Genomic DNA, 23,096 nt, shown 5'->3' on the forward strand with positions numbered 1-23,096 from the left:
AATGTCGGGCCCCTCATTTCAGGAGGCGGCTGTGGCACGTAGGCGAGGGTGGGGTGGGAGTCCGCCCGACAGCGACGATGAGGCAACCCGGCGCATCGTCGAGACCGCGGTCGACATCATCGGGCGCACCGGCGCGGCGATCAGCATCGCGCAGGTCGCGGAATCGCTGGGCGTCATCCGGCAGACGGTCTACCGCTATTTTCCCAGTGCAGATGCGCTGATGAAGGCTGCGGCCATCGCGTCGGTCGCCGGGTTCCTCGACCGTCTGGCCGACTGCGTCGAAGGCATCGTCGACCCCGTCGACGCGACCGTCGAAGCCGTCGTCTTCACCCTCGCGGAAGTGCGCCGCACTCCGCACCTCGGGCTTCTGCTGTCGAGTTCGTACGCGAACGTCCACCCCGAGAACATGACATCCGACGAAGCGCAGGCCTTCGGCATGACCATGATCCGACGGTTCGATGTCGAGTGGGAGAGCTACGGTTACGACGACGCGACGCTGCACGAACTCGTCGAATACCTTCTGCGGACTATGCAGTCGTTCTTCGTCTCTCCAGGCAACCCGCCACGAAGCGACGACGAGATGCGTCGTTATCTGCGCCGGTGGGTGGGGGCAGCGGTCGCGGCCCAAGTCGTTGCTCGATGACAAGCAACCCCGATTTCGCGGAAGAATTCGGCGGAGAGTCCCCGCGGGGTCGAAACGTCTTCTAATCTCGCCCCATGCGGAAAGCTGTGTGGGTCCTCGTCGCCGTCGTCGTGATCGCGTTGCTGGGCTTCTTCGTCGCGCCGTGGCTCTACGGCAACTTCATTGCGGAGGACGACGCGCCGGCTGCCTCGGTATCGACGTCCGGCGCGGAGGCCGCAACCGGTGAGCTCGACGGCGAGTGGACCGTGACCCCGGGCGCCGATCCCAACCGGACCGCGGCGGGTTACACGGTGCACGAGATCCTGAGAGGCGCCGACGTCACCGTGGTGGGGAGCACCGACCAGGTTTCGGGCACTGCAACGATCGCCGACGAATCTCTCACCGCAGCCGAGATCACCGTCCGGGTCGACGGTATCGCCACCGACATCTCCCAACGCGACGGTCAGTTCCGCGGCATGGTGATGGACACCGCGAACCACCCGACCGCGACCTTCACGTTGACCGAGCCCGTGGATGTGTCGTCCTTGCCGACGGACGGCACCGTCGCCACCGTGCCGGCGACCGGCATCCTCACTCTGCGCGGCGAGGAGCGCACCGTGACGGTGGACGTCGACGTTCTGCGCACCGGCGGGAGCATCGTGGCGTCGGGCAGCATTCCTGCCACCTGGACCGACTGGGGCATCGAGCCTCCGAACCTCGGATTCGTCGCTGTCGACGAGTCCGGAAGTGTGGACTTCCTGATCACCCTCGAGACGGTGAACTGACCGTCTTCGACTGCGTCGGAGTCCATCCGGGCGGCCCGAAGGCGTAGCCGAGTTTGTGGCGCCAGGATGTCGCCGACCGCCAGTCGCGCGCAATCGCCCGGTACTCGTGAGTCTGCAGATCCCAGATATCGAAGGTGCCCACGGGCGTTGTGAGCCCGTACACGGGCCGTTGCCGCTCGGCCTTGAACGTGCCGAACATCCGGTCCCAGATGATGAGGATGCCCGCGTAGTTCCGGTCGAGGTACTCGGGATCCGACCCGTGGTGCACCCGGTGGTGCGACGGCGTATTGAACACGAACTCGATCGGCGGGGGCAGTGTGCTCACTCGCTCGGTGTGCACGAAGAACTGGTAGACGAGACTTACGGAGAACCCCACGAACACCATCCAGGGCGGGATGCCGAGGAGGGGCAACGGCAACCACATGATGATCTCGCCGCTGTTGTTCCATTTCTGGCGCAGAGCGGTTGCGTAGTTGAAGTACTCACTCGAATGGTGCGCTTGATGAGTCGCCCAGACGAGCCGAACCCGATGCGCCATCCGGTGATACCAGTACCAGAGGAAGTCGATCCCCAGCAGCAGGATCACCCACGTGTACCAGGCGTCGGCGGGCAGGTGCCACGGTGCGACGTACACCCACAGTGCCGAGTATCCGATGAGTGCGAGCACCTTCCAGCCGGCGCTCGTCACGATCGAGATCAGCCCCATCGAGAGGCTTGCCCGCGCATCGCGCATCTCGTATCCACCGCGCGGGGGGCGGACGCGTCCGTCGGGTCCCGGCTCGGCGTGCTCCAGCGCGCGGGCCGCGACCCACTCGAGAATCAGGAACAGCGCAAACGCCGGTATCGCGAGGGCGACGGGGTCGTGCAACGGTTCGAGCAGCGATCCCCACGCGCTGAACAGGGTCTCCCTCATTGCGGGGCCTCCAGGTAGTACGTGGACGACCGTCCAATGTACTCCACCTGTGGCACCCGTCACTATTGCTGGGCGGGTTGTGCGGATTTCCCCCAGTATTGGTAGGGATTAGCGGTCGAATGTTGCAGGGAGAGCAGAGTGCATATCAGCGCAAGGGTCGATTACGCCGTGCGGACCCTACTCGAGCTCGCCGCATGTGACGGCGGCCCGGCCAAGGCGGAAATGCTGGCGACCGCCCAGTCGATCCCGCACAAATTCCTCGAGGCCGTGCTCGCCGATCTTCGCCGGGGTGGTCTCGTTCGCAGTCGTCGGGGTCCGGATGGGGGTTATTGGTTGGCGCGACCGGCCGACGAGATCTCCATCGCCGACATCATTCGCACGGTGGAAGGACCACTCGCGTCGGTGCGGGGGGAGCGGCCGGAGAGTGTGGAGTACACGGGGGCGGCCGAACGGCTGCGGGACGTATGGATTGCGGTGCGGGTGAACCTGCGTGCGGTGCTCGAGGATGTGACGCTCGCGGATGTTGTTGCGGACGAGCTGTCGGAGTTCGTTCGCGACCTGACCTCGGATCCGGGCGCATGGGAGCGCCGCGTGGTGTGAGCTGCATTACTCGCGGCGATCAGGTGTGGCCGATCGCATAAATATTGCAGAACTCTGCAAAGTTACACGGCTCTGCAAAATCTGTACCGTTGTTGGAGTGAGCACTCAACTCGGATTGCGCGACCGCAAGAAAGCCGCCACCCGCGCGGCTCTCGCGGACGCCGCTGCCGAACTCGCGCGCGAACACGGCCTGCATGAGGTCACTGCAGATGCGATCGCCGCCAGGGCCGGCGTCTCGACACGCACCTTCCACAACTACTTCGCGAGCAAGGAAGAAGCGGTCCTCGTGCACTTCGAGGGCCTGATCGAAACCTGGATCGATCTTCTTCGGCACCGCCCTGCGGACGAGCCCATCATGTCTTCGCTCGAGGAATGTGCCGTCGGGCTCGTGACCGACCCGCAGTGGTCGTTCGACGACATCAGCACCTGCGTCGCGTTCGTCGAGGAGGGCTCGGGTAACGAATCCCGACACATCGAGGTCGCGAAACGCTCATCGCAGCTGCTCGTCGATGTCATCGCCGAGCGTACGGGCACTGATCCGGCCACGGATATCTACCCCAACCTGGTGCACTACGTCAGTTTGGGAGCGATCAAATCGGCCATCGAGATGTCCATGGCGAATTCCGCGTCCTCACCCGAACACCTCATCCGGGAAGCCTTCGAGCTGCTGCGACGGGGATTCTCGTAACACCCCCCACGACCACGACCATGTTCGATCGAAGAAAGGGTGCCTGCCGTGGCGACCTACCTCTACCGGATAGGCAAGTTCGCTTACCGGCGTAAAGGCGCAGTCCTCTCGTTCTGGATCGCGTTGCTCGTCCTCTTCGGAGTCGGCGCAGCAACGCTGTCCGGCCCGACGACCGACTCGTTCACCCTGCCCGGCACCCCCGCGCAGCAGACGCAGGATCTGATGGCCGAGCGGTTCCCGACGGCCGAAGACCCGATGAACGCACTCAGCGCACGGTACGTCTTCGCCGCGCCCGACGGACAGACCCTCGACACCCCCGAGAACATGGCGGCCATCGACGAGACTCTCGCCGCGATCCGCGGGATCGACACGGTTTCCGCGCCTGCCAAGGTCGACCCGGCCACCGCCACCCCCGAACAACAGGCAGGCGTTCTGACCAACCCGGTCACGGCAGACGCCGGTCTCACTCAGCAGATGCTGGGACTGGCCGCGCAGCAGGGCACACCCGAGGAGGCCGCGCGCGCCGATGCACAGGCCCTGTCGCCGCTCAGCGCCGACCGCACCGTCGGTTTCGTCACCGTGCCGTTCGACGGCGAAATGACCGACGTCGACCAGGCCATGCGCGACCAGATCGCCGCAGCTGCGGACATCGCTCGTGATGCAGGTCTGACCGTGCAGGTCAGCGGCACCGCCGCAGCCGAGATGACGATGCCCGGCGGCACCGCGGAACTCATCGGTATCGGCATCGCCGCGATCGTGCTCACCCTCACCTTCGGCTCACTCGTTGCAGCCGGTCTGCCGCTGATCACTGCGCTCGTCGGTGTCGGCATCGGAAGCATGGGCATTACCATCGCCACCGGTTTCTTCGACCTGAGTTCGATGACGCCGACACTTGCGATCATGATCGGCCTTGCCGTCGCCATCGACTACTCGCTGTTCATCGTCTCGCGCTTCCGGCACGAGCTGCTCAATACCTCCGATCGTGCCGAGGCCGCCGGTCGTGCCGTCGGTACCGCGGGTTCCGCCGTCGTGTTCGCCGGCCTGACCGTCATCATCGCGCTCATGGCGCTGAGCGTCGTCGGCATCCCGTTCCTGTCCGTGATGGGGTACGCCGCCGCATTCACTGTGCTCATGGCAGTGCTCATCGCGATCTCGCTGTTGCCCGCCGTGCTCGGTCTCTTCGGTGAAAAGGCATTCGCGGGCCGCATTCCCGGACTGAATTCACGCGACTCCGAGGGCGGTGAGCCCGGCGCTGCACAGAAGTTCATCGGCGCCATCACCCGTCGTCCGCTGATTCCGCTCGTCGCAGGCGTCGTCCTCCTCGGCGTTCTCGCACTCCCCGCGACCGGCCTGCGGCTTGCCCTGCCCACCGAGGCGACGGGCGATCCTGCCACCAGCGCACGCCAGGCCTACGATCTGATCGACGAAGGATTCGGACCGGGACGCAACGGCCCGCTCGTCGTTGTCGCCGATGCCCGCGACGCGGACGTTTCGGCAGACGCCGTCTTCGGTGCGGTCCTCGGCTCGCTGTACGAGCACGAAGAGGTCGTCAACGCCCAGATCGTCGCGGTGAACGAAGCCGGTGACACCGCGCAGATTCTCATCACGCCGCGAAGCGGCCCGACCGATCCTGCAACGATGGATCTCGTCTCGGAGATTCGCGCCGACGAAGCAGCACTGAACGACGAGTACGGCCTCTCGTACGGCGTGACGGGTCAGACCGCGCTGGAAGGTGACGTGTCGGAGAGCCTGCAGAGCGCGCTCGTCCCGTACCTCGCGGTGGTCGTGGGTCTCGCATTCATCCTGCTCATGCTCGTGTTCCGCTCGATCCTGGTGCCGCTCACCGCGACACTCGGCTTCCTGCTGAGCGTCCTGGCCACCTTCGGCGCGACCGTGGCGGTCTTCCAGAACGGCTTCGGCGGTCTCATCTCGAACCCGCAGCCGATCGTGAGCTTCATGCCGATCATCCTCATCGGCGTGGTGTTCGGCCTGGCCATGGACTACCAGGTGTTCCTGGTGACCCGCATGCGCGAGGACTATGTACACGGTGCATCCGCCTTGGACGCGGTGCGCAGTGGCTTCGCGCACGGCGCCCGCGTGGTGAGCGCCGCCGCGATCATCATGATCTCGGTGTTCGCCGCGTTCATCGCCGAACCGGATTCGCTGATCAAGTCCATCGGCTTCGCGCTCGCCGCCGCCGTCTTCTTCGACGCGTTCATCGTCCGCATGGTGATCATCCCGTCGGTGATGGCATTGCTCGGAGACAAGGTGTGGTGGCTGCCGAAGTGGCTCGACAAGATCCTGCCGAACGTCGACGTCGAGGGCGAGAAGCTCACGCGCGAGCTGGAAGCCGTTGGCGCGACCCCGGAGTCCAGCCGGGTGTGAGGTCCGCGAGGTTCGTCCGGAGACGCAGGTAGCGTATTGCCCATGTTGGTTCGGCTGTTACGGCGCTTTCTCGTGCGCTACAAGGGTTCGCTCATAGCTGTGGTCATGCTGCAGCTCGCGGCCACCACGGGCATGCTGCTGTTGCCGAGCTTGAACGCCGACCTGATCGATCAGGGCGTGGCAGTCGGCGATATCGACTACATCATGCGTACCGGGCTCCTCATGCTGGGGATCAGCGCGGTGGAGGTCGGCTGCTCGATAGGCGCCGTGTACTTCGCTGCGCGAGCCGCCATGTCGTTCGGACGAGACGTCCGGCTGGCGCTCGTGCAGCGGGTCGGCGGGTTCTCCGCCCGCGAATTCGGCACCTTCGGAGCGCCGTCGCTGATCACCCGCAACACCAACGACGTACAGCAGGTTCAGATGCTCGTGCTGATGACCTGCACCATCGTGGTGACCTCCCCGATCATGGGCGTCGGCGGCATCATCATGGCGTTGCGCGAAGATGTCGGCACTTCCCTGGTACTGGCGGTTGCGGTACCGGCCCTGATCCTGACGATGGTCGTGCTCATCGCACTGATGCTGCCGGGATTCCGGGTCATGCAGATAAGGCTCGACGGAGTCAATCGGGTGCTGCGCGAACAGGTCAGCGGCATCCGTGTCGTGCGGGCCTTCGTTCGCGACGACACCGAGAAGGCCCGCTTCGACCGCGCCAACGACGATCTCACCGCGACGGCGCTGCGCGTCGGCCGCGTCAATTCGGTGCTGTATCCGGCGGTGCTGCTCATTGCGAACGTCAGTACCGTCGCTGTGGTGTGGGTCGGCGGTGCCAGGATCGATTCCGGCTCCATGCAGGTCGGCTCGATCACCGCGATGATCACCTACGTGGCGCAGATCCTCATGGCTGTCCTCATGTCGTCGTTCATCGCGATGATGATGCCGCGCGCAAGCGTGTGCGCAGGGCGCATCCTCGAGGTCCTCGACACCGAACCGACCGTCGCGGCACCGACGGAACCGGTGCGCGAACTCGGCGCTCGGATCGACGTCGAACTACGGGGTGCCGGGTTCTCCTATCCGGGTGCCGACGCGCCCGTGCTGCGCGACATCAGCTTCCGGGCCGAGCCCGGCACCACCACCGCGATCATCGGCGGTACCGGGTCGGGCAAGAGCACATTGATGCGTCTGATCCCGCGACTCATCGACGTCACCGACGGGCAGGTGCTGGTATCGGGTGTCGACGTCAGGCGCCTCGATCCCGAGGTGCTTCGGTCGCGGATCTCCGTCGTGCCGCAGAAGGCGTATTTGTTCTCGGGCACGATCGCCGACAATCTCCGCTACGGCCGCGCCGACGCGAGCGACGACGAACTGTGGCACGCACTCGAAGTGGCTCAGGCCGCCGAGTTCGTCCACGCCATGCCGGACCGGCTCGAATCGGTGTTGTCACAGGGGGGCACCACCGTCTCGGGCGGGCAGCGACAGCGACTCGCGATCGCCCGCGCACTGGTACGTAAACCCGCCATCTATCTGTTCGATGACGCGTTCTCGGCGCTCGACCCTGCGACCGACGCGCGACTGCGCGCGGCGCTGGAACCCGAAACGCGCAACGCGTGCGTCTTCATCGTCGCTCAGCGTGTTTCGACGGTGCAGGACGCGGATCGCATCGTCGTTCTCGACGGCGGCGCCATGGTCGCGACCGGGACGCACCTCGGACTGCTCGGTCGTTCCCAGACGTACACCGAGATCGTCGAATCGCAGAGAATGGCCGCCGTATGACGTCGCCCGACACGGCCGGACAACAGGCCGCCCCGCAGTCACGTCTGGGCGTGATCATCCGCATCCTCGGTCTGCTGCATCCGCATCGGTACGTCGTGTATTCGGTGATGATCGCGGCGTTGCTCGGTGTGGTGAGCTCGTCGATCGCGCCCCTCGTGCTCGGCCGAGGTACCGACATCATCTTCAACGGTGTGATCGGGATGCAGTTGCAGGCGGGGCTCTCGAAGGATGCCGCGATCGCGCAGCTACGTGCGGAGGGTCGCGACCAGTTCGCCGACATGGTCGCCGGAATGAACGTGATCCCCGGAGTAGGAATCGATTTCACGAGTCTGGGGCGCACCCTCGTCATCGTCCTCGCCCTCTACCTGTTGTCGTCCGCGCTGATCTGGGTTGCGGCGTACGGATTGAACGAGATCGTGCAGCGCACCGTGCGGGACATGCGCGCGAGCGTCGAGCGGAAGATCCATCGTCTGCCGCTGCGTTACTTCGATACGCATTCGCGCGGTGATCTGCTCAGCCGTGTCACCAATGACATCGACAACGTGTCGACGGGTATGCAGGAGTCCATCAGCCAGTTGGTGCTGGCGGTGTTCACCCTTCTCGGGCTCGTGGTGATGATGTTCTGGATTTCGCCGCTGCTCGCGGTGATCGCGCTGTTGCTCGTCCCTGCCGCGGCCGTGGTGACGATTCTCGTGGCGAAGCGTTCACGCAAGCATTTCGCGGCGCAATGGGATGCGACGGGCACGCTCAACGGGCAGATCGAGGAGTCGTTCACCGGGCACGAGCTCATCACCGCGTACGGCCGGACCGAGGAGATCGAACGGCGATTCACCGCAACCAACGACACGCTGTTCCAGGCTGCGTACCGGGCCCAGTTCGTGTCGGGACTGGTGATGCCGCTGGTGACTTTCCTGAGCAACATCGGATATGTCGTCGTGGCGGTCATCGGTGGTCTGCGTGTGGCGTCGGGCACGTCGACGCTCGGTGAGATCCAGGCGATGATCCAGTATTCGCGGCAGCTGTCGCAGCCCCTCGCCCAGATCGGCGCGATGATCAATCTCTTGCAGTCGGCCGCGGCATCCGCCACCCGCGTGTTCGCGGTCCTCGACGAGGAAGAGCAGGAGCCCGAGCCCGCGGCGCCCACGATGCCGTGGAGCAGGCACGGCCTCGTCGAGTTCGAGAACGTGTCGTTTTCGTACACTCCGGAACGCCCGCTCATCGAGAACCTGACGTTGCGCGCCGAGCCAGGGCAGATGATCGCGATCGTCGGACCGACCGGGGCGGGTAAGACCACGCTGGTGAATCTGATCCTGCGCTTCTACGAGGTGAATTCGGGCCGGATCCTCGTCGACGGTGTGGACATCACGGGGATGCTCCGCGAGGAGTTACGTACCCGGATCGGCATCGTGCTGCAGGACACCTGGCTGTTCGGGGGCACGATCCGCGAGAACATCGCCTACGGCAATCCCTACGCAACCGAGAACCAGATCATGTCGGCCGCACGGATGAGCTACGTCGACCGGTTCGTGCGGGCTCTGCCCGACGGTTACGACACGATCGTCGACGAGGAAGCCGGAAGCCTCAGTGCCGGTGAGCGGCAGCTCATCACGATCGCCCGGGCGTTCGTGTCGAAGCCCTCGATCCTGATCCTCGACGAGGCCACGAGTTCGGTCGACACGCGCACCGAACTCCTCGTGCAGCAGGCCACCGCGCGGTTGCGCGACGATCGCACGAGTTTCGTGATCGCCCATCGCTTGTCGACGATTCGCGACGCGGATCGGATCGTGGTGATGGAGGACGGCCGGATCGTCGAGCAGGGCGCTCACGAGGATCTGCTCCAGCGTGGCGGCGCGTATTCGCGCCTCTACGAGGCGCAGTTCAAGGCACTCGTCGACTGACCATCAGGTGTCGCGGTCGTTGCTCTCGAGCTGCTTGATCCGGTCCGCGGCCTGCTTCAACCGCTTCTTGCGCTCTTCGTTCTCGGATTCTTTCAACTCTTCGTAGAGCTCCTCGTCGGAGTCGCTGTAGTTGAAGATCAATCGAGGTAGTCCCAGGGTCACGACCAGGCTGGGCCAGACCAGCCAGGCGTGGTCCCAATCGAACACATTGTTCAGTACGAGGAACGTCACGAGGGTGATGCCGATGATCACCCAGTCGAGGGATTCGACCAGATTTCCTCGCCGGAGCAGAGACGACAGCTCAGTCTCGGCGCTGCGTGACGGAGTGCCGACGGGTGTGGTTTCGGCGATCTCGGTGGATACCTTCCGGATCCGGTTGTCGACCACTTCCAACGGTGCGCCTCCCGGAAGTCCGCGGAATGCATTGCGGAGGGGGTCGAGCGCGCGGGCAGCCGCGATCTCGCCGGAACGCTCGTAGAATTCGTCGGCATCCAGCCGCCCCGCCGCGAAGTGCTCACTGATGACGTTCAAGGAATGCAGCCGTTCGTCGTCGCTCAATCGCAGATCGTGTTCGTCGGGCCGGTCCGTCATGTCGTTCGCCTCCCCGGAATGGTGTGTAGTCGAATCCTACGGCTGACGGAGCACTTCCCGCGCCGTGCGACGGACCGCCGCGGTGAGGGCGTCGAGGACGGGGGAGTCCAGTCTCCAGCGCTGCCAGTACAGCGGGACGTCGAGCGGGTGGTCGGGTGCGAGACTCACCAGATCGGTGTTGTCGGTGAGCATCGGATCAGGAAGCATGCCCCAGCCGAGTCCGAGGCGCGCGGCATCGACGAATTCGAGTGCCCCGGGAACGTAGTTGCGGGGTGCCGTAATCCGGCGACGGGTTCGCTTGCGCAGGAATCGATCCTGCATATCGTCCTTGCGATCGAAGGTCAGCATCGGTGCCTTCTGCAGCTCCTCCGGGGACATGCCGTCGGGAAACCACCGCTCGGCGAAGTCGACACTGGCCATTGCGTGATACCGCATCGATCCGAGCTCCTCGGAGGTGCAGCCCTGCACGGGTTCGGGGACGGAGGTCACCGCAGCCATCGCGGTGCCGTCGCGGAGCAATGCGGTGGAGTGGTATTCGTCCTCGCGGTGCAGTTCGAACAGGGCGCGGTGGCGGACCGGCATGCGTGCAAGCGCGCGCAGCATCCATGTGGACATCGAATCGGCATTGACCACAAGGGGAATCGTCACGTAGGCGTGTTCGTCGGCGGTGAAGCCGAGTTCTTCGGAGGCGTCCTGTTCGAGTCGCGCGACCTGCCGCGCCAGACGCATCACCACTTCGCCGGACGGAGTGGCGGACACCGGGCGGGTGCGGCGCAGCAGAACCTGGCCCACGTGCTGTTCGAGGGCCTTGATGCGCTGGCTCACCGCCGACGGTGTGATCCGCAGGACCGCAGCGGCTCCGTCGAAGGTGCCTTCGTCGAGGACTGCCGCGAAGGTCCGCAGCTGGGAGAAGTCGACGTCCATATGAAGCAACTCTAATGCAGCGTTAGCTGAATCAATTGTTCTTATGATGGCCGGATTCCTAGCGTGGAACGCATGTCCCTTCTCGCCGCCGGCTTCGTCACAGGTCTGTCACTGATCGTCGCGATCGGTGCGCAGAACGCGTTCGTTCTGCGCATGGCCATCGCGCGACGACACGTGCTGCCCGTGATCGCAGTGTGCGCGATCTCCGATGCGCTCCTCATCACGGCGGGTATCGCGGGAATTGCGACGATCCTCGATCACGCACCCGGCGTCATCGATGTGATCCGTTGGGCAGGAGCCGCTTTCCTCATCGGATATGGGCTGCTCGCCGCGCGGCGTGCGCTGCGTCCTTCGGCGTTGTCGGCTGCACCCGGTGGCGCTGTCACGATCGGTGCCGCGCTACTGACCTGCCTCGCACTCACCTGGCTCAACCCTCACACCTACCTCGACACCGTGTTGATGGTCGGATCCGTCGCCAACCACTACGGAAACCCCGGACGCTGGTGGTTCGGTGCGGGAGCCATCGCCGCGAGTGCCGTGTGGTTCGTCGCCCTCGGGTACGGCGCGCGTTACCTGCGCAATTGGTTCGCCAAGCCAGGATCCTGGCGGATTCTCGACGGCAGTGTCGCGGTCCTGATGTTCGGTCTCGGCGCCGGACTCGTGGTGTCCTCCTGAGAGCTGCGTTACGCGCGAGGAGCGGTGCCACGCCTGCGATAGCCCAACGGCTCGAGGTGGGTGAACACCGTCACTCCGGGCAACGCGTCCCGAAGATCGGCTTCGAGCCGGTCGAGTAGTTCGTGCCCGGCACGCACCGACCAGTCGCCCGGCGCCCGCACCGTCAGATACACGAAGCGCTGGCGACCCGACTCACGCGTGCGGGCGGGAAGGAACTCCACCGGCTCCGATGTGCGATACCGGTCGAGTACCGCGTTCACGACGGCGACATCCTCCGCGGGGAGTGAGGCATCGAGCATGCCTACGACGGACTGCCTCACGAGCCCGTACCCGATGCGCAGGATGTTCAGGGCCACCACGATCGCCACGATCGGATCGAGCACGTCCCACCCCGAGACTGCCACCAGCGCTACGCCCGCCAATACCCCCACCGACGTCCACACGTCCGTGTGGAGATGTTTGCCGTCTGCGACCAGTGTGATCGACCGGTGTTTCCTGCCTTCACGGATCAGCACGAAGCCGACCACGAGGTTGATCACGGATGACCCGGCCGAGAGCGCAAGACCGAGGCCGGCTTCTTCGACAGGCTGCGGCGACAGCAGTCGCGCGATCGACGTCCACAGGATTGCGGCCGCGGCCGCGAAGATCATCGTGCCCTCGACGGCAGCGGATAGATACTCGGCCTTACCGTGACCGAAATCGTGGTTGAAGTCGGCGGGCTTCGCAGCCAGCCGCAACGCGAGCAGACCCACGATCGCTGCGACCAGGTTGACGCCGGACTCGAGGGCGTCGGAGAACAGACCCACCGATCCCGTCAACCACGCGGCAAGGGCTTTGAGGGCCATCGTCGTCAGTGCCGCCGCGACCGACAACCACATGAACCGCATGAGCAGCCGGTTCGACTGCGTCGAGGTCACCGCCGTATCAGCCCTTTATGAGGTTGTACTGCAAGCCGGTGATCTCTGTCGCCGTGATCTCGACGTAGTTGAACTTCGGTGTCGGAACCCACGGGGTCAGGCCCAGCGCATCGATCCTGGCAGCGTCGTCGAAGCTCCGCAGCACGCGAGCGCTCCCGTGCACGACGACGCTCCACGCGGTGTCCTCGTGGATGTGATCGGTCTGGAACGCGACGGTGGAATGCACGGTCAGCTCGGAGAGCTTGCTTCCCTCCCCGGTCCGGAAGTACACCTTGCCGTCCGACACGACATAGTTGACGGGATAGATCTCGGGACGCTCACCCACGACCGTGACGAGGCGTCCCACCTTCTCGGACGCGAGTCGTTCCCAGGCCTGTTCATCGGACAGGCGAACGACGGGCTGATCCGATTTCGGGAAATCGCTCATCGCTGCTCCTACTCGAATTTCGACGCTGCCCTTCCACCACATCACGAACGTACGCCCAGCGCAGAAGTACCACATGCAGTTACGGTGAGAACGACCCACCGAGCACGCGGAGGAATGTCGATGGCAGCCGAGACCGTGACGGAGTGGCACACCCGACCCGCAGACGATGTCGCCGAGTCCTTCGATGTCGCCCCTGATCGGGGGCTGGCCGCGGATGACGTGGAGCGCCGCCGCGCGGAGTACGGGCTCAACGTGCTCGACGAGGCGAAGAGCATTCCCGCGTGGCGGAAAGTACTCTCGCTGCTCGCCGACAAGATGACACTCGTTCTCGTCGTCGCGGCCGTCGTCAGCGCGACCGTGTCGCGGGAGTGGGAGACTCCCGTCGTCATCTTCGCGGTCATCGTCCTCAACACTGTCCTCAACTACGTGCAGGAAGCCCGCGCCGAGAACAGTCTGCAGGCACTGAAGCAGATGTCGGTCTCGACCGCGCGGGTCCTGCGTGACGGACGCGGCGTCGAAGTGTCCCGCGCCGATCTCGTCCCAGGTGACATCGTCCAACTCGAGGCCGGCGACTCGGTGCCCGCCGACGGCCGTCTCGTCGCCGCTGTACGACTCCAGGTCGCAGAAGCCGCACTCACGGGTGAGTCACAACCCGTCGACAAGACCGTCGATCCTGTCGAGGACCCCCACGCCCCACTCGGCGACCGCCACGACATGCTGTTCATGAACACCGAGGTGACCCGCGGCCGCGCCTCGATGATCGTCACCGACACCGGCATGCGCACCGAGATGGGAGCGATCGCCGCGCTCCTCGGTACCGCCGGTGCCGAACAGACTCCGCTGCAGCGGCGCATCGGACAGCTCGCGCAGACTCTCACGATCATTGCGGTCATCACGGTCACGCTCGTGTTCGTCCTCGGCCTACTGCGCGGACAGACCTGGTCCGAACTTCTCGTCACCGCCGTATCACTCGCGGTCGCGACCATCCCCGAAGGGCTCACCGCGGTCGTCGCATTCACGCTGGCGATGGGCGCGTCGCGGCTCGCGGCTCGGGGCGCGATCGTCAAGCAACTCGCTGCTGTCGAAACGCTCGGCAGTACCACCCACATCGCCACCGACAAGACCGGCACTTTGACGCTCAACGAGATGACGGTGCAGCGGTTGCTGGTGCACGGCCGCAGCTTTCGCGTCACCGGCACGGGATACGGGACCGAGGGCAAGATTCTCGTTGGTGACGGCAGGCCCGTCCCCGATCTCACCGAAGCTCTGCTCGGCATGGCCGTGTGCAACGACGCGACGGTACGCGACGGCATCCTCGTCGGCGACCCCACCGAAGGTGCGCTGGTGGTGCTCGCGGAGAAGGGTGGAATCGACGTCGAGGGCAGCCGGACGGCTCTGACCCGGATCGAGGAAGTGCCGTTCGACTCGGATTACAAGTACATGGCGACGTTCCACACCGGTCCGGACGGCGGTTATCAGTGCTTCGCGAAGGGCGCGCCCGGTGTGTTGCTCGAGCGAGCTTCGTCGACCCTGCGTGCCGGCGGCACGGTCCCGCTCGACGACTCCACCCGCACGCGGATACGTCGCGCGGTCGAGGATCTTGCTTCGGAGGGGCTGCGCACTCTCATGATCGCCGGCCGCGCACTCGATGCGGTACCTCGCGGCGACGCAGAGGCACTGCAGAACGCGGTGGCCGGTCTGACCGTGTACGCGATCGTGGGCATTGCCGACCCGCCACGCTCCGAAGCGAAGGATGCCATCGAGGTGGCGCACAATGCCGGCATCTCGGTGCACATGATCACGGGTGACCACCTCGTCACTGCGTCGGCGATCGCCGACGAACTGGGTATCCGCGGGCGAGCCGCAGCGGGCGCCGACCTCGATGCGCTCGGTGACGACGAATTCCGTGGGACAGCAGCACAATTCGGTGTCCTTGCCCGAGTAGCGCCCGAACACAAGATCCGTTTCGTCAAGGCGTTGCAAGCAGATGGCCAGATCGTTGCCATGACCGGCGACGGTGTCAACGACGCGCCTGCGCTGGAGCAGTCCGACATCGGTGTCGCGATGGGCATCACCGGCACCGACGTCTCCAAGGGCGCTGCGAACATGATCCTCACCGACGACAACTTCGCGACGATCGTCGCAGCGGTGTCCGAGGGCCGGGGGATCTACGACAACATCGTCAAGTTCGTGAAGTTCCAGCTCACCACGGCGTGGGGATTCGTGCTGATCTTCCTCACCGCCGGTGTGCTCGGGCTGGCGGGCGGCGCACCCTTCACCGCACTGCAGATCCTCTGGGTGAACATCATCATGGACGGTCCACCCGCGCTGGCCCTCGGAGTCGACCCCACCGAGCCGGACGCCATGAACCGGCCGCCGCGACCGGTGAAGGAAGCATTGCTCACCCGGGATCGCGTACAGCGGATCCTCGGTCTCGGCGTGCTGATGACCGCAGGAACGATCACGGTCCTCTACTACGGTCCGAAGTGGTTCCCCGACAGTGCCTCCGACCCGCTGTTCGCGACAACCCTCGCATTCACGACGTTCGTGTTCTACCAGGTCTTCAATCTCTTCAACGTGCGATCGAACCTCGGCTCGGTGTTCTCGATGCGGACGTTGACCAATCACACGATCTGGATCGCGATTGTCGCGGTCATCGTGATGCAGATCTGTGTGGTGCAGATGAGCGTGCTGCAGGGATTCTTCGACACCACCTCACTGACGTCGTACCAGTGGGCGCTCGCGGTCGCGGTGGGATCGACGGTGTTGTGGGTCGACGAGATCGGCAAGTTCGTGGCGCGACGAGTCGAGGCGAGGAGGTCGGCACGAGTCGAGAGGCCCGTTCTGACGTGAACGGTTGACTCGATACCGCGGGGGAGGCAACGCTGGAGCACATGAAGCGACGACCCCGCGTCGACGTACACCAGCACCTGTGGCCGTCGTCGTTCGTCGACGCCCTCCGCGACCGCAGCAGCCCGCCCCGGCTCGACGGCTGGACACTGCACCTGTCCGGCGAGCCGCCCTATCAGGTCGATCCCGCCGACCATTCGGTTCCCGCGAGAGCTGCTCTCACCATCCGGGACGGAATCGATCTCGCCCTGGTGTCGATGTCGAGTGCGCTGGGAATCGAGGTACTTCCCTCGGGCGAGTCCGGCCCACTGCTCGACGCCTACCACCACGGTGCGCTGGCGTTGCCTGCGCCGTTCGGCGTGTGGGCGGCCGCGAATGTCGTCGAGCCCGACCCGCGGATGCTGCGCGATGTGCTCGACGCCGGGTGCGTCGGCCTGCAGATACCGGCCACCGCACTGATCGATCGGGAGGGGTTCGATCGGTGCGCGCCGTTGCTGGCAGAACTCGAGCGTGCAGGCGCACCGCTGTTCGTTCACCCCGGTCCGGCAGCGGCGCCCGATGTGCCGGCGTGGTGGCCGGCGATGGTGTCGTACGTCGGTCAGATGCACACCGCATGGTTCGCCTGGCACGAGTTCGGTGCGCGCCGATTCCCGAGGCTGCGGGTGCTGTTCGCCATGCTCGCGGGCCTGGCCCCACTGCACGCCGACCGCATGGCCACCCGCGGCGGGCCCGTGGATGTGCCCGCACCGGGTGTGTACATGGAGACGTCGTCGTACGGGCGGGAGATCGTGGCAACGGTGCTGGCGCATCTGGGCGAGGACCGGGTGTTGCTCGGGTCCGACCGTCCCTACGCCGCACCTCTCGCACTCGGCGGCTCGGTCGGCGTGCGATTGCGCACGGGCAATCCGGCACGTTTCTTTTCGAACGGTGGTGAGTAGAACTCTTGACGTGCGGTTCCGTAACCGGTGACATGGTCTGCGTGAACTTCCCGGCGAACGCGCACCGCGGTCTCTGCACGGGCTCGAACCGTGCCGACGACGCGCATCGCTGCTGTTGTCGCTGAAATCGCCGCTCTCTTCTGTTCCGCCCGGGTACCTCTGTGCCCCGATTTCAGGACGTTCCCCATGCTCACTCAGCCAGACCTGCCCATCCGTGCCGACCTCGATCTCACCTCCCTCGCGCTGCAGATCGCACGCGATCCCGGCCGATGGCTGTCGGCCGTTCGATTCGACGAGCAGGAGCGCTGGTACACCCGGCTGCCCGTCGTCGACCACCACGAGGTGTGGTTGCTCACCTGGCTCCCCGGTCAGCGGACCGAGATCCACGATCACGGCGGCAGCGCGGGTGCCTTCGCGGTGGCGCGGGGCGTGCTCACCGAGACCACCGTGCACGCGCCGCCCGACGCTGTCCTGCTCGGATCGCCGGTGACGTTGTCGCGGAACGAAATTCGATCCGGTGAGGTTCGCGGGTTCGGCGCCCGCCACATTCACGAGGTGGCGAACGAGTCTGACGTCCCAGCCATCAGCGTCCACGTGTACGCGCCGGCCCTGTCGACGATGAGCCGGTACCGGATCGACGACGGCGCGCTCCGGCTGCTCGCTTCGGAGCGCGCAGGCACGAAGTGGTAGTGCCCGGATCGGTGATGCGGGGCATGGCATAACTCACGTCGTCTCGAATCGTCGTCGGAGCGCAGTCGCAGGACAATGGAAGCTTGCCCGGTCCGCGGTGTCGCATGGCCGACACCATCAGCGCCGATGGACCGGCTCCTGCAACTCGCACAATCGAAGGTTCCTCCTGCATGACCACCACGGCTTCCGACCGTCCGGCCCGCACGACTGCCACCCACCCGCGACGGGCCTGGGTGATGTGGGCGCTTGCCCTGGGGTCGTTCGGAATCGGCACCACCGAGTTCGTTGCGATGGGTCTGTTGCCCGACATCGCGTCCGGGCTCGGTATCTCCGAACCCACCGCAGGTCATGTCGTGTCGGCGTATGCGGCCGGGGTCGTCGTCGGGGCGCCTCTGATCGCGGTGATCGGCGCAAAGCTGCCGCGTAAGACGTTGCTGATCGCACTCATGATCGCGTTCACGCTCGGCAACGCGGCGACCGTGCTGGCACCGAACTACGAGCTGCTCGTCGCGTCCCGGTTCTTGGCCGGCCTGCCCCATGGCGCGTACTTCGGTGTCGCGGCGCTGGTAGCGGCGCATCTCGCGGAGCAGGGTCAGCGTGCTCGGGCGGTGTCGCTGGTGATGATGGGCCTGTCGGTTGCCAACGTCGTCGGGGTGCCTGCGGCATCGTGGCTGGGAATGGCGCTGGGGTGGCGTTCCGCGTTCGTCCTCGTCGCGGTGATCGGTGCGGTGACGGTAGCAGCTATTGCGATGTGGGTGCCGTCCCTGTCGATTCCCACGACGAGTGTGCGGATCGAACTCGGCGCTCTGCGACGCAAGCAGGTGTGGCTGACGCTCGCGGTAGCGGTCATCGGATTCGGTGGCGTGTTCGCGGTCTACACCTACATCAGCACGACCCTGACCGATGTCGCAGGGTTGTCGAAGTCGCTCGTCCCCGTCGCTCTGATGCTGTTCGGAATCGGGATGGTGGTCGGAAATTTCGTCGGCGGGCGTCTTGCCGACCGCGCTCTGGTGCCGGGAATCTTCATGACGGTGACGTCGCTCGCTGTACTGCTTGCGGTGTTCATCGCGGCAGCGCACAACCCCTACACGGCGCTACTGCTGGTCTTCCTGCTCGGTGCAGGCTGCGCCGCCGTTGGGCCGGGTCTGCAGGTCCGGTTGATGGATGTCGCGGACGACGCGCAGACCCTCGCGGCGTCGCTTCACCATGCGGCGTTCAACCTCGCGAATGCGTTCGGTGCGTGGATCGGCGGTGTCGTCATCGCGGCGGGATTCGGATACACGGCTCCCGCAGCCGTCGGCGTGGTGCTGGCGCTGGCGGGTGTGGCGATCTTTGCCGTCGCCACGCGGCGACCATACGTGTGACGGCGACTCCGGCCACGGTTGCGGGTGCACACCACACATCAGCAGTACGCGAACAGAGAACCTGCAGGCGTCATGATTGGATGACGATGTGACCGACCCCAGCGTTACCGACACACCCGTGCCCACCCCGAACGATCCGTTCTTCACCATCGGGACCCGCCTCGACAACGGATTGGGGCGTACCGGCACCATCCACACACCGCACGGCGATATCCGCACACCGGCGTTCATCGCGGTCGGCACGAAAGCGACGGTCAAGGCGGTGCTGCCCGAGGCGATGGCCGATCTCGGGGCGCAGGCGGTCCTTGCGAACGCCTACCACCTGTATCTGCAGCCGGGGCCGGACATCGTCGACGAGGCCGGAGGCCTCGGAAAATTCATGAACTGGCCCGGTCCGACCTTCACCGACAGCGGTGGATTCCAGGTCATGTCGCTCGGTGTGGGATTCAAGAAGGTCCTCGCCATGGAGTCGGTGGGTGTCCAGAACGACGACGTCATCGCCAAGGGTAAGGAACGGCTCGCCAAGGTCGACGACGACGGCGTGACCTTCAAGTCGCATCTCGACGGGTCGAAGCACCGCTTCACCCCGGAAGTGTCGATGCGCATCCAGCATCAGCTGGGTGCCGACATCATGTTCGCGTTCGACGAGCTGACCACCCTGATGAACACCCGCGGTTATCAGGAGGAGTCATTGCGGCGCACACAGGCGTGGGCCGTGCGCTGCATCGCCGAACACGAGAAGCTCACCGCGCAGCGCGCCCACCGCCCTTACCAGGCGTTGTTCGGTGTGGTGCAGGGCGCACAGTACGAGGATCTGCGCCGCGAGGCATGCCGCGGTCTCGAATCGATCCGCGGTGAGACGGGCCGCGGGTTCGACGGCTACGGCATCGGCGGGGCCCTGGAGAAGCAGAATCTTGGCACGATCGTGCGCTGGTGCAGCGAAGAACTTCCGGAACACAAGCCGCGGCACATGCTCGGGATCAGCGAACCCGACGACATGTTCGTCGCTGTCGAACACGGTGCCGACACATTCGACTGCGTCAATCCGTCCCGGGTGGCACGTAATGCCGCGATCTACACCCCCGACGGACGTTTCAACATCAACACGAGCCGTTTCCGCCGTGACTTCACGCCCATCGACGAGAACTGCGACTGCTACACGTGCGCGAATTACACGCGCGCGTACATCCACCACCTGTTCAAGGCGAAGGAGATGCTCGCGTCCACGTTGTGCACCATCCACAACGAGCGGTACACGGTGCGTCTCGTCGACGACATCCGCCGCAGCATCGACGACGACCGGTTCGCCGAGCACAAGGCCGAGACGCTGGGCCGGTTCTACCCCTCCAAACGCGCACCGTAACTCGGCTCGTGTTTCTTCACGTACGCGATCACCTGGTACGTGACGGGCATGATCACGATCTCGACGAGTGTCTTCCACAGGAATCCGACGACCACGTAGTTCACGAAGTCCGCCCATGTCGAGATGCCGATTGCACCTGCAGCGATAGCGCAGAAGATCAGGGTATCGGCGAATTCACCGACCACCGTCGATCCGATCAGGCGGGCCCACAGGTGCTTCTCCTTCGTACGTTTCTTGATCCACACGAGAACGTATGAGTTGAGCAGCTGCCCGACCAGGTATCCGGCCAGACCTGCGAGAAGCATGCGGGGTACCACCCCGAGGACCGCCTCGAACGAGTCCTGGTGCTCGTAGAAGTCCGCGGCAGGAAGTGACCACGTGATCCAGAAGCACAGTGCCGACAGCGCGACTGCTCCGAAACCGAAGAGCACGGCGCGGCGGGTCGCGGCGAATCCGTACACCTCGCTGAGGACGTCGCCGAGGATGTATGCGAGCGGGAACAGGAAGAACCCGCCGTCGGTGATGATCGGCAGGATCTGCAGCGGTCCGACCCCGAATTCGGTATCGCCGAAGAACGCGACACCTTTCGTCGCGGTGATGTTGGAGATGATCAGCACCGTACTGAACAACACCAGAATCCCGGGATAGAAGCTGTGCCCCACCCGGGCGAACGCCACTTGCTCGGATGCGGATGTCGGGGAGTCTGCTGCGTTTGTCACCTGGCCATCCAAACACCCGGGCTGGGGGAATGCGAAAGTGGTGACAACGGCAGCGGGCCCCGTCCTCGATGGACGGAGCCCGCTGCGCTGATGACGAGTGTCAGTTCTTGACCACTCGGGTGCCACCCGCGAACTTGTCGTGGAAACCCTGCTTGGTGCCGTCCTGCTCGATCGTTACTGCGATGCCGATGTAGGCAGCCAACGACGCGAGGCTTGCCAGCCAGCCCAGGAACGGGATGCCGGTCAGTGCCTGGAGTGCGACGAAAGCGTTGCGCTTGGCCGCCTCCTCCAGTGTGGGATGACCACCACTCGGGCCGACCACGGACAGGCCGAGCAGCTTCTTCCCGAAGGTCGCGCCCTGGGTCGATTCGAGATAGGTCCAGTACCCGAAGGCGACAGCTCCCGTGAGAACCGACATGACGAAGGCCATGAACCCGCTCCCGGACCCGAAGGAAACGAGCGCAGTGAGGATGCCCATCGGGATTCCGACGATCAACCCGTCGATGATGCGTGCGCCGAGACGCGGCAGCAGTTCACCCGGCTGCGACGGTCCGAACCCCGGTGTCGGCGAAGGGAAACCGGGGGCCCCGCCGAACTGCTGGCCACCGAACTGCTGCCCGCCGGGCGCCTGACCGTACTGCGGAGCGCCGTACTGAGGTGCGCCCTGCTGCGTACCGAATTGGTTGCCCTGCGGCGCGCCGTGCTGCGGCCCACCGTACTGGCCACCCCCGTTCTGGGGCGCCCCGTACTGGGGGGCGCCGTACCCGCCGCTGTTGTCAGGCCCGTAGCCATCGATCGGCCCGGAGAACTGCTGAGTGTAGTCCGCCGGTTGCGCTCCATAGCCCGACTGATTGCCGTACTGGGGAGCGCCGCCCGGGTACGAGCCCGGATTCTGCGGATTGGGCTGCGGGGGTGGGTATCCACCGGATGTCATATATCTCCCTTTTGTGAGCAAGATGCAGTTGCGCCACCGTACAACGTCCCGGTGACGGACAGCTATACGGTGGCGCAACGATGCGGTGGCTCGGTCGTTCCGGGAGGCCTATCAGGGAGCGACAGGGCCCCCGGTGGTGACCCGGTAGGCGTACGTCGAGGCGATGATCGAGACCGGAACGCTGACGAGCAGTCCCAAACCGCACAGCAGGGCGCCGACGATGTTGATGCCGATGAGCGCGAGTGCGAGCAGGAGCAGGGTGCCGGCGTTGGACTTGATCGCGTTGAAACTCGACTTGATGGCGGTGATCGCGTCCTGGTTGCGGTCGACCACGAACTGCATCGTCCACCACGTCAAGAACGCGACGGCGATTCCGGGGATGATGCACAGGAACAACCCAACGGTGGTTGCGATACCCACGAGCAGACCTGCGAGGATCACCGCGCCGACGGCGCCAACCTGGAGGAAGGTCCCGAAAGCGGGTTTCTGCCCGTCGGTCTCGCTCAGCGCGCCGCGGACGAATGCCGCCTGGATCAGATAACCGACGACGGCGGTGACGAAGCTGCCGATGATCGACCAGACGCCGAAGCCGGACGCACCATCATCGAGCGAGACCGAGAAGTCGAACCCGTTGAAGATCCCGTTGAGGAGCGCCTGAATGATGAAGGCCACCACCATGGCGACGATCCACACGCCGGGGTTCTGGCTGAACTTGCGCCAGCCGTACGAGATCGCATCTCCGACGCTGAGTTGCTGCCCGCCGGGTGCGTAGCCGCCACCGAAATCCCCGCTCGGGGGCGGCGGGAAACTTCCCGGAGGCGGTGGATAGTTACCGCCGGGCGGGGGCGGATAGTTGCCGGAAGGAGGAGGTGGGTACCCACTGCCACTCTGGGGTGGCGGGGGGTAGTTGCCCGGTGGGGGATATCCGCCGGGAGGGGGATTGGTGCCGCCGGGCGGATACCCGGGCCAGGACTGGTTGGGGTCGTCCCCCGGTTGCTGGGGGTCCTTGTTCGGGTCGTAGCCGCCGGTCGTCATCGGATCCT

General features: G+C 65.2%; 21 protein-coding genes. 13 read left to right on the forward strand and 8 right to left on the reverse strand.

What is annotated here, in order from left to right:
- Positions 1-31 precede the first annotated feature (31 nt).
- Both ACTDXD_RS12560 and ACTDXD_RS12565 read left to right on the forward strand, forming a co-directional pair.
- Positions 32-643, forward strand: a complete 612-nt coding sequence (locus ACTDXD_RS12560; RefSeq protein WP_440127318.1) for a TetR/AcrR family transcriptional regulator — start codon at positions 32-34, stop codon at positions 641-643.
- 74 nt (positions 644-717) lie between these two features.
- The gene (locus ACTDXD_RS12565) at positions 718-1,407 is read left to right on the forward strand and encodes a YceI family protein (protein ID WP_440127319.1); all 690 of its coding nucleotides are present in this window, start codon (positions 718-720) and stop codon (positions 1,405-1,407) included.
- Here the strand turns inward: ACTDXD_RS12565 and ACTDXD_RS12570 are convergent.
- Positions 1,385-2,320, reverse strand: coding sequence for a sterol desaturase family protein (locus tag ACTDXD_RS12570; RefSeq protein WP_440127320.1), 936 nt, complete (start codon positions 2,318-2,320; stop codon positions 1,385-1,387). The two genes, ACTDXD_RS12565 and ACTDXD_RS12570, sit on opposite strands and share 23 nt — an antisense overlap.
- A gap of 138 nt (positions 2,321-2,458) precedes the next feature.
- Between ACTDXD_RS12570 and ACTDXD_RS12575 the strand changes: the two genes are divergently transcribed.
- The 5 genes from ACTDXD_RS12575 to ACTDXD_RS12595 all read left to right on the forward strand — a co-directional run bounded on the left by ACTDXD_RS12575 (position 2,459) and on the right by ACTDXD_RS12595 (position 9,661).
- Entirely contained in the window at positions 2,459-2,920 is a 462-nt protein-coding gene (locus ACTDXD_RS12575; protein ID WP_440127321.1) for an RrF2 family transcriptional regulator, read from the forward strand.
- Between the two features lie 97 nt (positions 2,921-3,017).
- Positions 3,018-3,608: a TetR family transcriptional regulator gene (locus ACTDXD_RS12580; protein ID WP_440127322.1), complete on the forward strand. Its 591-nt coding sequence runs from the start codon at positions 3,018-3,020 to the stop codon at positions 3,606-3,608.
- Positions 3,609-3,656: 48 nt separating this feature from the next.
- Positions 3,657-5,993, forward strand: coding sequence for an MMPL family transporter (locus ACTDXD_RS12585; RefSeq protein ID WP_440127323.1), 2,337 nt, complete (start codon positions 3,657-3,659; stop codon positions 5,991-5,993).
- A gap of 42 nt (positions 5,994-6,035) precedes the next feature.
- On the forward strand, positions 6,036-7,763 hold the full coding sequence (locus ACTDXD_RS12590) for an ABC transporter ATP-binding protein (protein WP_440127324.1): 1,728 nt from the start codon (positions 6,036-6,038) through the stop codon (positions 7,761-7,763).
- On the forward strand, positions 7,760-9,661 hold the full coding sequence (locus ACTDXD_RS12595; protein ID WP_440127325.1) for an ABC transporter ATP-binding protein: 1,902 nt from the start codon (positions 7,760-7,762) through the stop codon (positions 9,659-9,661). The genes ACTDXD_RS12590 and ACTDXD_RS12595 overlap by 4 nt, the downstream gene beginning before the upstream one ends.
- 3 nt (positions 9,662-9,664) lie before the next feature.
- Here the strand turns inward: ACTDXD_RS12595 and ACTDXD_RS12600 are convergent, their stop codons facing one another.
- Both ACTDXD_RS12600 and ACTDXD_RS12605 read right to left on the reverse strand, forming a co-directional pair.
- Positions 9,665-10,252 (reverse strand): DUF1707 SHOCT-like domain-containing protein, encoded by a 588-nt coding sequence (locus ACTDXD_RS12600; RefSeq protein ID WP_440127326.1) that lies wholly within the window; start codon positions 10,250-10,252, stop codon positions 9,665-9,667.
- Between the two features lie 36 nt (positions 10,253-10,288).
- Positions 10,289-11,176 (reverse strand): LysR family transcriptional regulator ArgP, encoded by an 888-nt coding sequence (locus ACTDXD_RS12605; RefSeq protein ID WP_440127327.1) that lies wholly within the window; start codon positions 11,174-11,176, stop codon positions 10,289-10,291.
- Between the two features lie 72 nt (positions 11,177-11,248).
- Between ACTDXD_RS12605 and ACTDXD_RS12610 the strand changes: the two genes are divergently transcribed.
- The gene (locus tag ACTDXD_RS12610; protein WP_440127328.1) at positions 11,249-11,851 is read left to right on the forward strand and encodes a LysE/ArgO family amino acid transporter; all 603 of its coding nucleotides are present in this window, start codon (positions 11,249-11,251) and stop codon (positions 11,849-11,851) included.
- Between the two features lie 8 nt (positions 11,852-11,859).
- Here ACTDXD_RS12610 and ACTDXD_RS12615 read toward each other — a convergent pair whose 3' ends face one another.
- Together ACTDXD_RS12615 and ACTDXD_RS12620 are read right to left on the reverse strand one after the other, a co-directional pair.
- On the reverse strand, positions 11,860-12,738 hold the full coding sequence (locus ACTDXD_RS12615) for a cation diffusion facilitator family transporter (protein ID WP_440127634.1): 879 nt from the start codon (positions 12,736-12,738) through the stop codon (positions 11,860-11,862).
- A gap of 37 nt (positions 12,739-12,775) precedes the next feature.
- Positions 12,776-13,195, reverse strand: coding sequence for a pyridoxamine 5'-phosphate oxidase family protein (locus tag ACTDXD_RS12620; RefSeq protein WP_440127329.1), 420 nt, complete (start codon positions 13,193-13,195; stop codon positions 12,776-12,778).
- 120 nt (positions 13,196-13,315) lie between these two features.
- On the opposite strand from ACTDXD_RS12620, the gene ACTDXD_RS12625 reads away from it, so the two are divergent.
- The 5 genes from ACTDXD_RS12625 (at position 13,316) to tgt (ending at position 20,400) form a co-directional block, all read left to right on the forward strand.
- A complete protein-coding gene (locus tag ACTDXD_RS12625; protein WP_440127330.1) occupies positions 13,316-16,048 on the forward strand; it encodes a calcium-translocating P-type ATPase, PMCA-type in 2,733 nt (910 codons plus the stop codon).
- Positions 16,049-16,089: 41 nt separating this feature from the next.
- Positions 16,090-16,983: an amidohydrolase family protein gene (locus ACTDXD_RS12630; RefSeq protein ID WP_440127331.1), complete on the forward strand. Its 894-nt coding sequence runs from the start codon at positions 16,090-16,092 to the stop codon at positions 16,981-16,983.
- Between the two features lie 186 nt (positions 16,984-17,169).
- The gene (locus ACTDXD_RS12635; protein ID WP_440127332.1) at positions 17,170-17,673 is read left to right on the forward strand and encodes a cysteine dioxygenase; all 504 of its coding nucleotides are present in this window, start codon (positions 17,170-17,172) and stop codon (positions 17,671-17,673) included.
- A gap of 170 nt (positions 17,674-17,843) precedes the next feature.
- Positions 17,844-19,037 (forward strand): MFS transporter, encoded by a 1,194-nt coding sequence (locus ACTDXD_RS12640; protein ID WP_440127333.1) that lies wholly within the window; start codon positions 17,844-17,846, stop codon positions 19,035-19,037.
- A gap of 88 nt (positions 19,038-19,125) precedes the next feature.
- The gene (gene tgt / locus ACTDXD_RS12645) at positions 19,126-20,400 is read left to right on the forward strand and encodes a tRNA guanosine(34) transglycosylase Tgt (RefSeq protein ID WP_440127334.1); all 1,275 of its coding nucleotides are present in this window, start codon (positions 19,126-19,128) and stop codon (positions 20,398-20,400) included.
- Here tgt and ACTDXD_RS12650 read toward each other — a convergent pair.
- The 3 genes from ACTDXD_RS12650 to ACTDXD_RS12660 all read right to left on the reverse strand — a co-directional run bounded on the left by ACTDXD_RS12650 (position 20,376) and on the right by ACTDXD_RS12660 (position 23,088).
- Positions 20,376-21,119, reverse strand: a complete 744-nt coding sequence (locus tag ACTDXD_RS12650) for a queuosine precursor transporter (RefSeq protein WP_440127335.1) — start codon at positions 21,117-21,119, stop codon at positions 20,376-20,378. The genes tgt and ACTDXD_RS12650 overlap by 25 nt on opposite strands.
- Positions 21,120-21,219: 100 nt before the next feature.
- Entirely contained in the window at positions 21,220-22,053 is an 834-nt protein-coding gene (locus ACTDXD_RS12655; RefSeq protein ID WP_440127336.1) for an RDD family protein, read from the reverse strand.
- 111 nt (positions 22,054-22,164) lie between these two features.
- Complete coding sequence (locus tag ACTDXD_RS12660; protein WP_440127337.1) at positions 22,165-23,088, reverse strand: hypothetical protein; 924 nt, start codon at positions 23,086-23,088, stop codon at positions 22,165-22,167.
- Positions 23,089-23,096: the final 8 nt, after the last annotated feature.

Source organism: Rhodococcus sp. SJ-3, from assembly GCF_051918125.1.
GTDB lineage: Bacteria > Actinomycetota > Actinomycetes > Mycobacteriales > Mycobacteriaceae > Rhodococcus.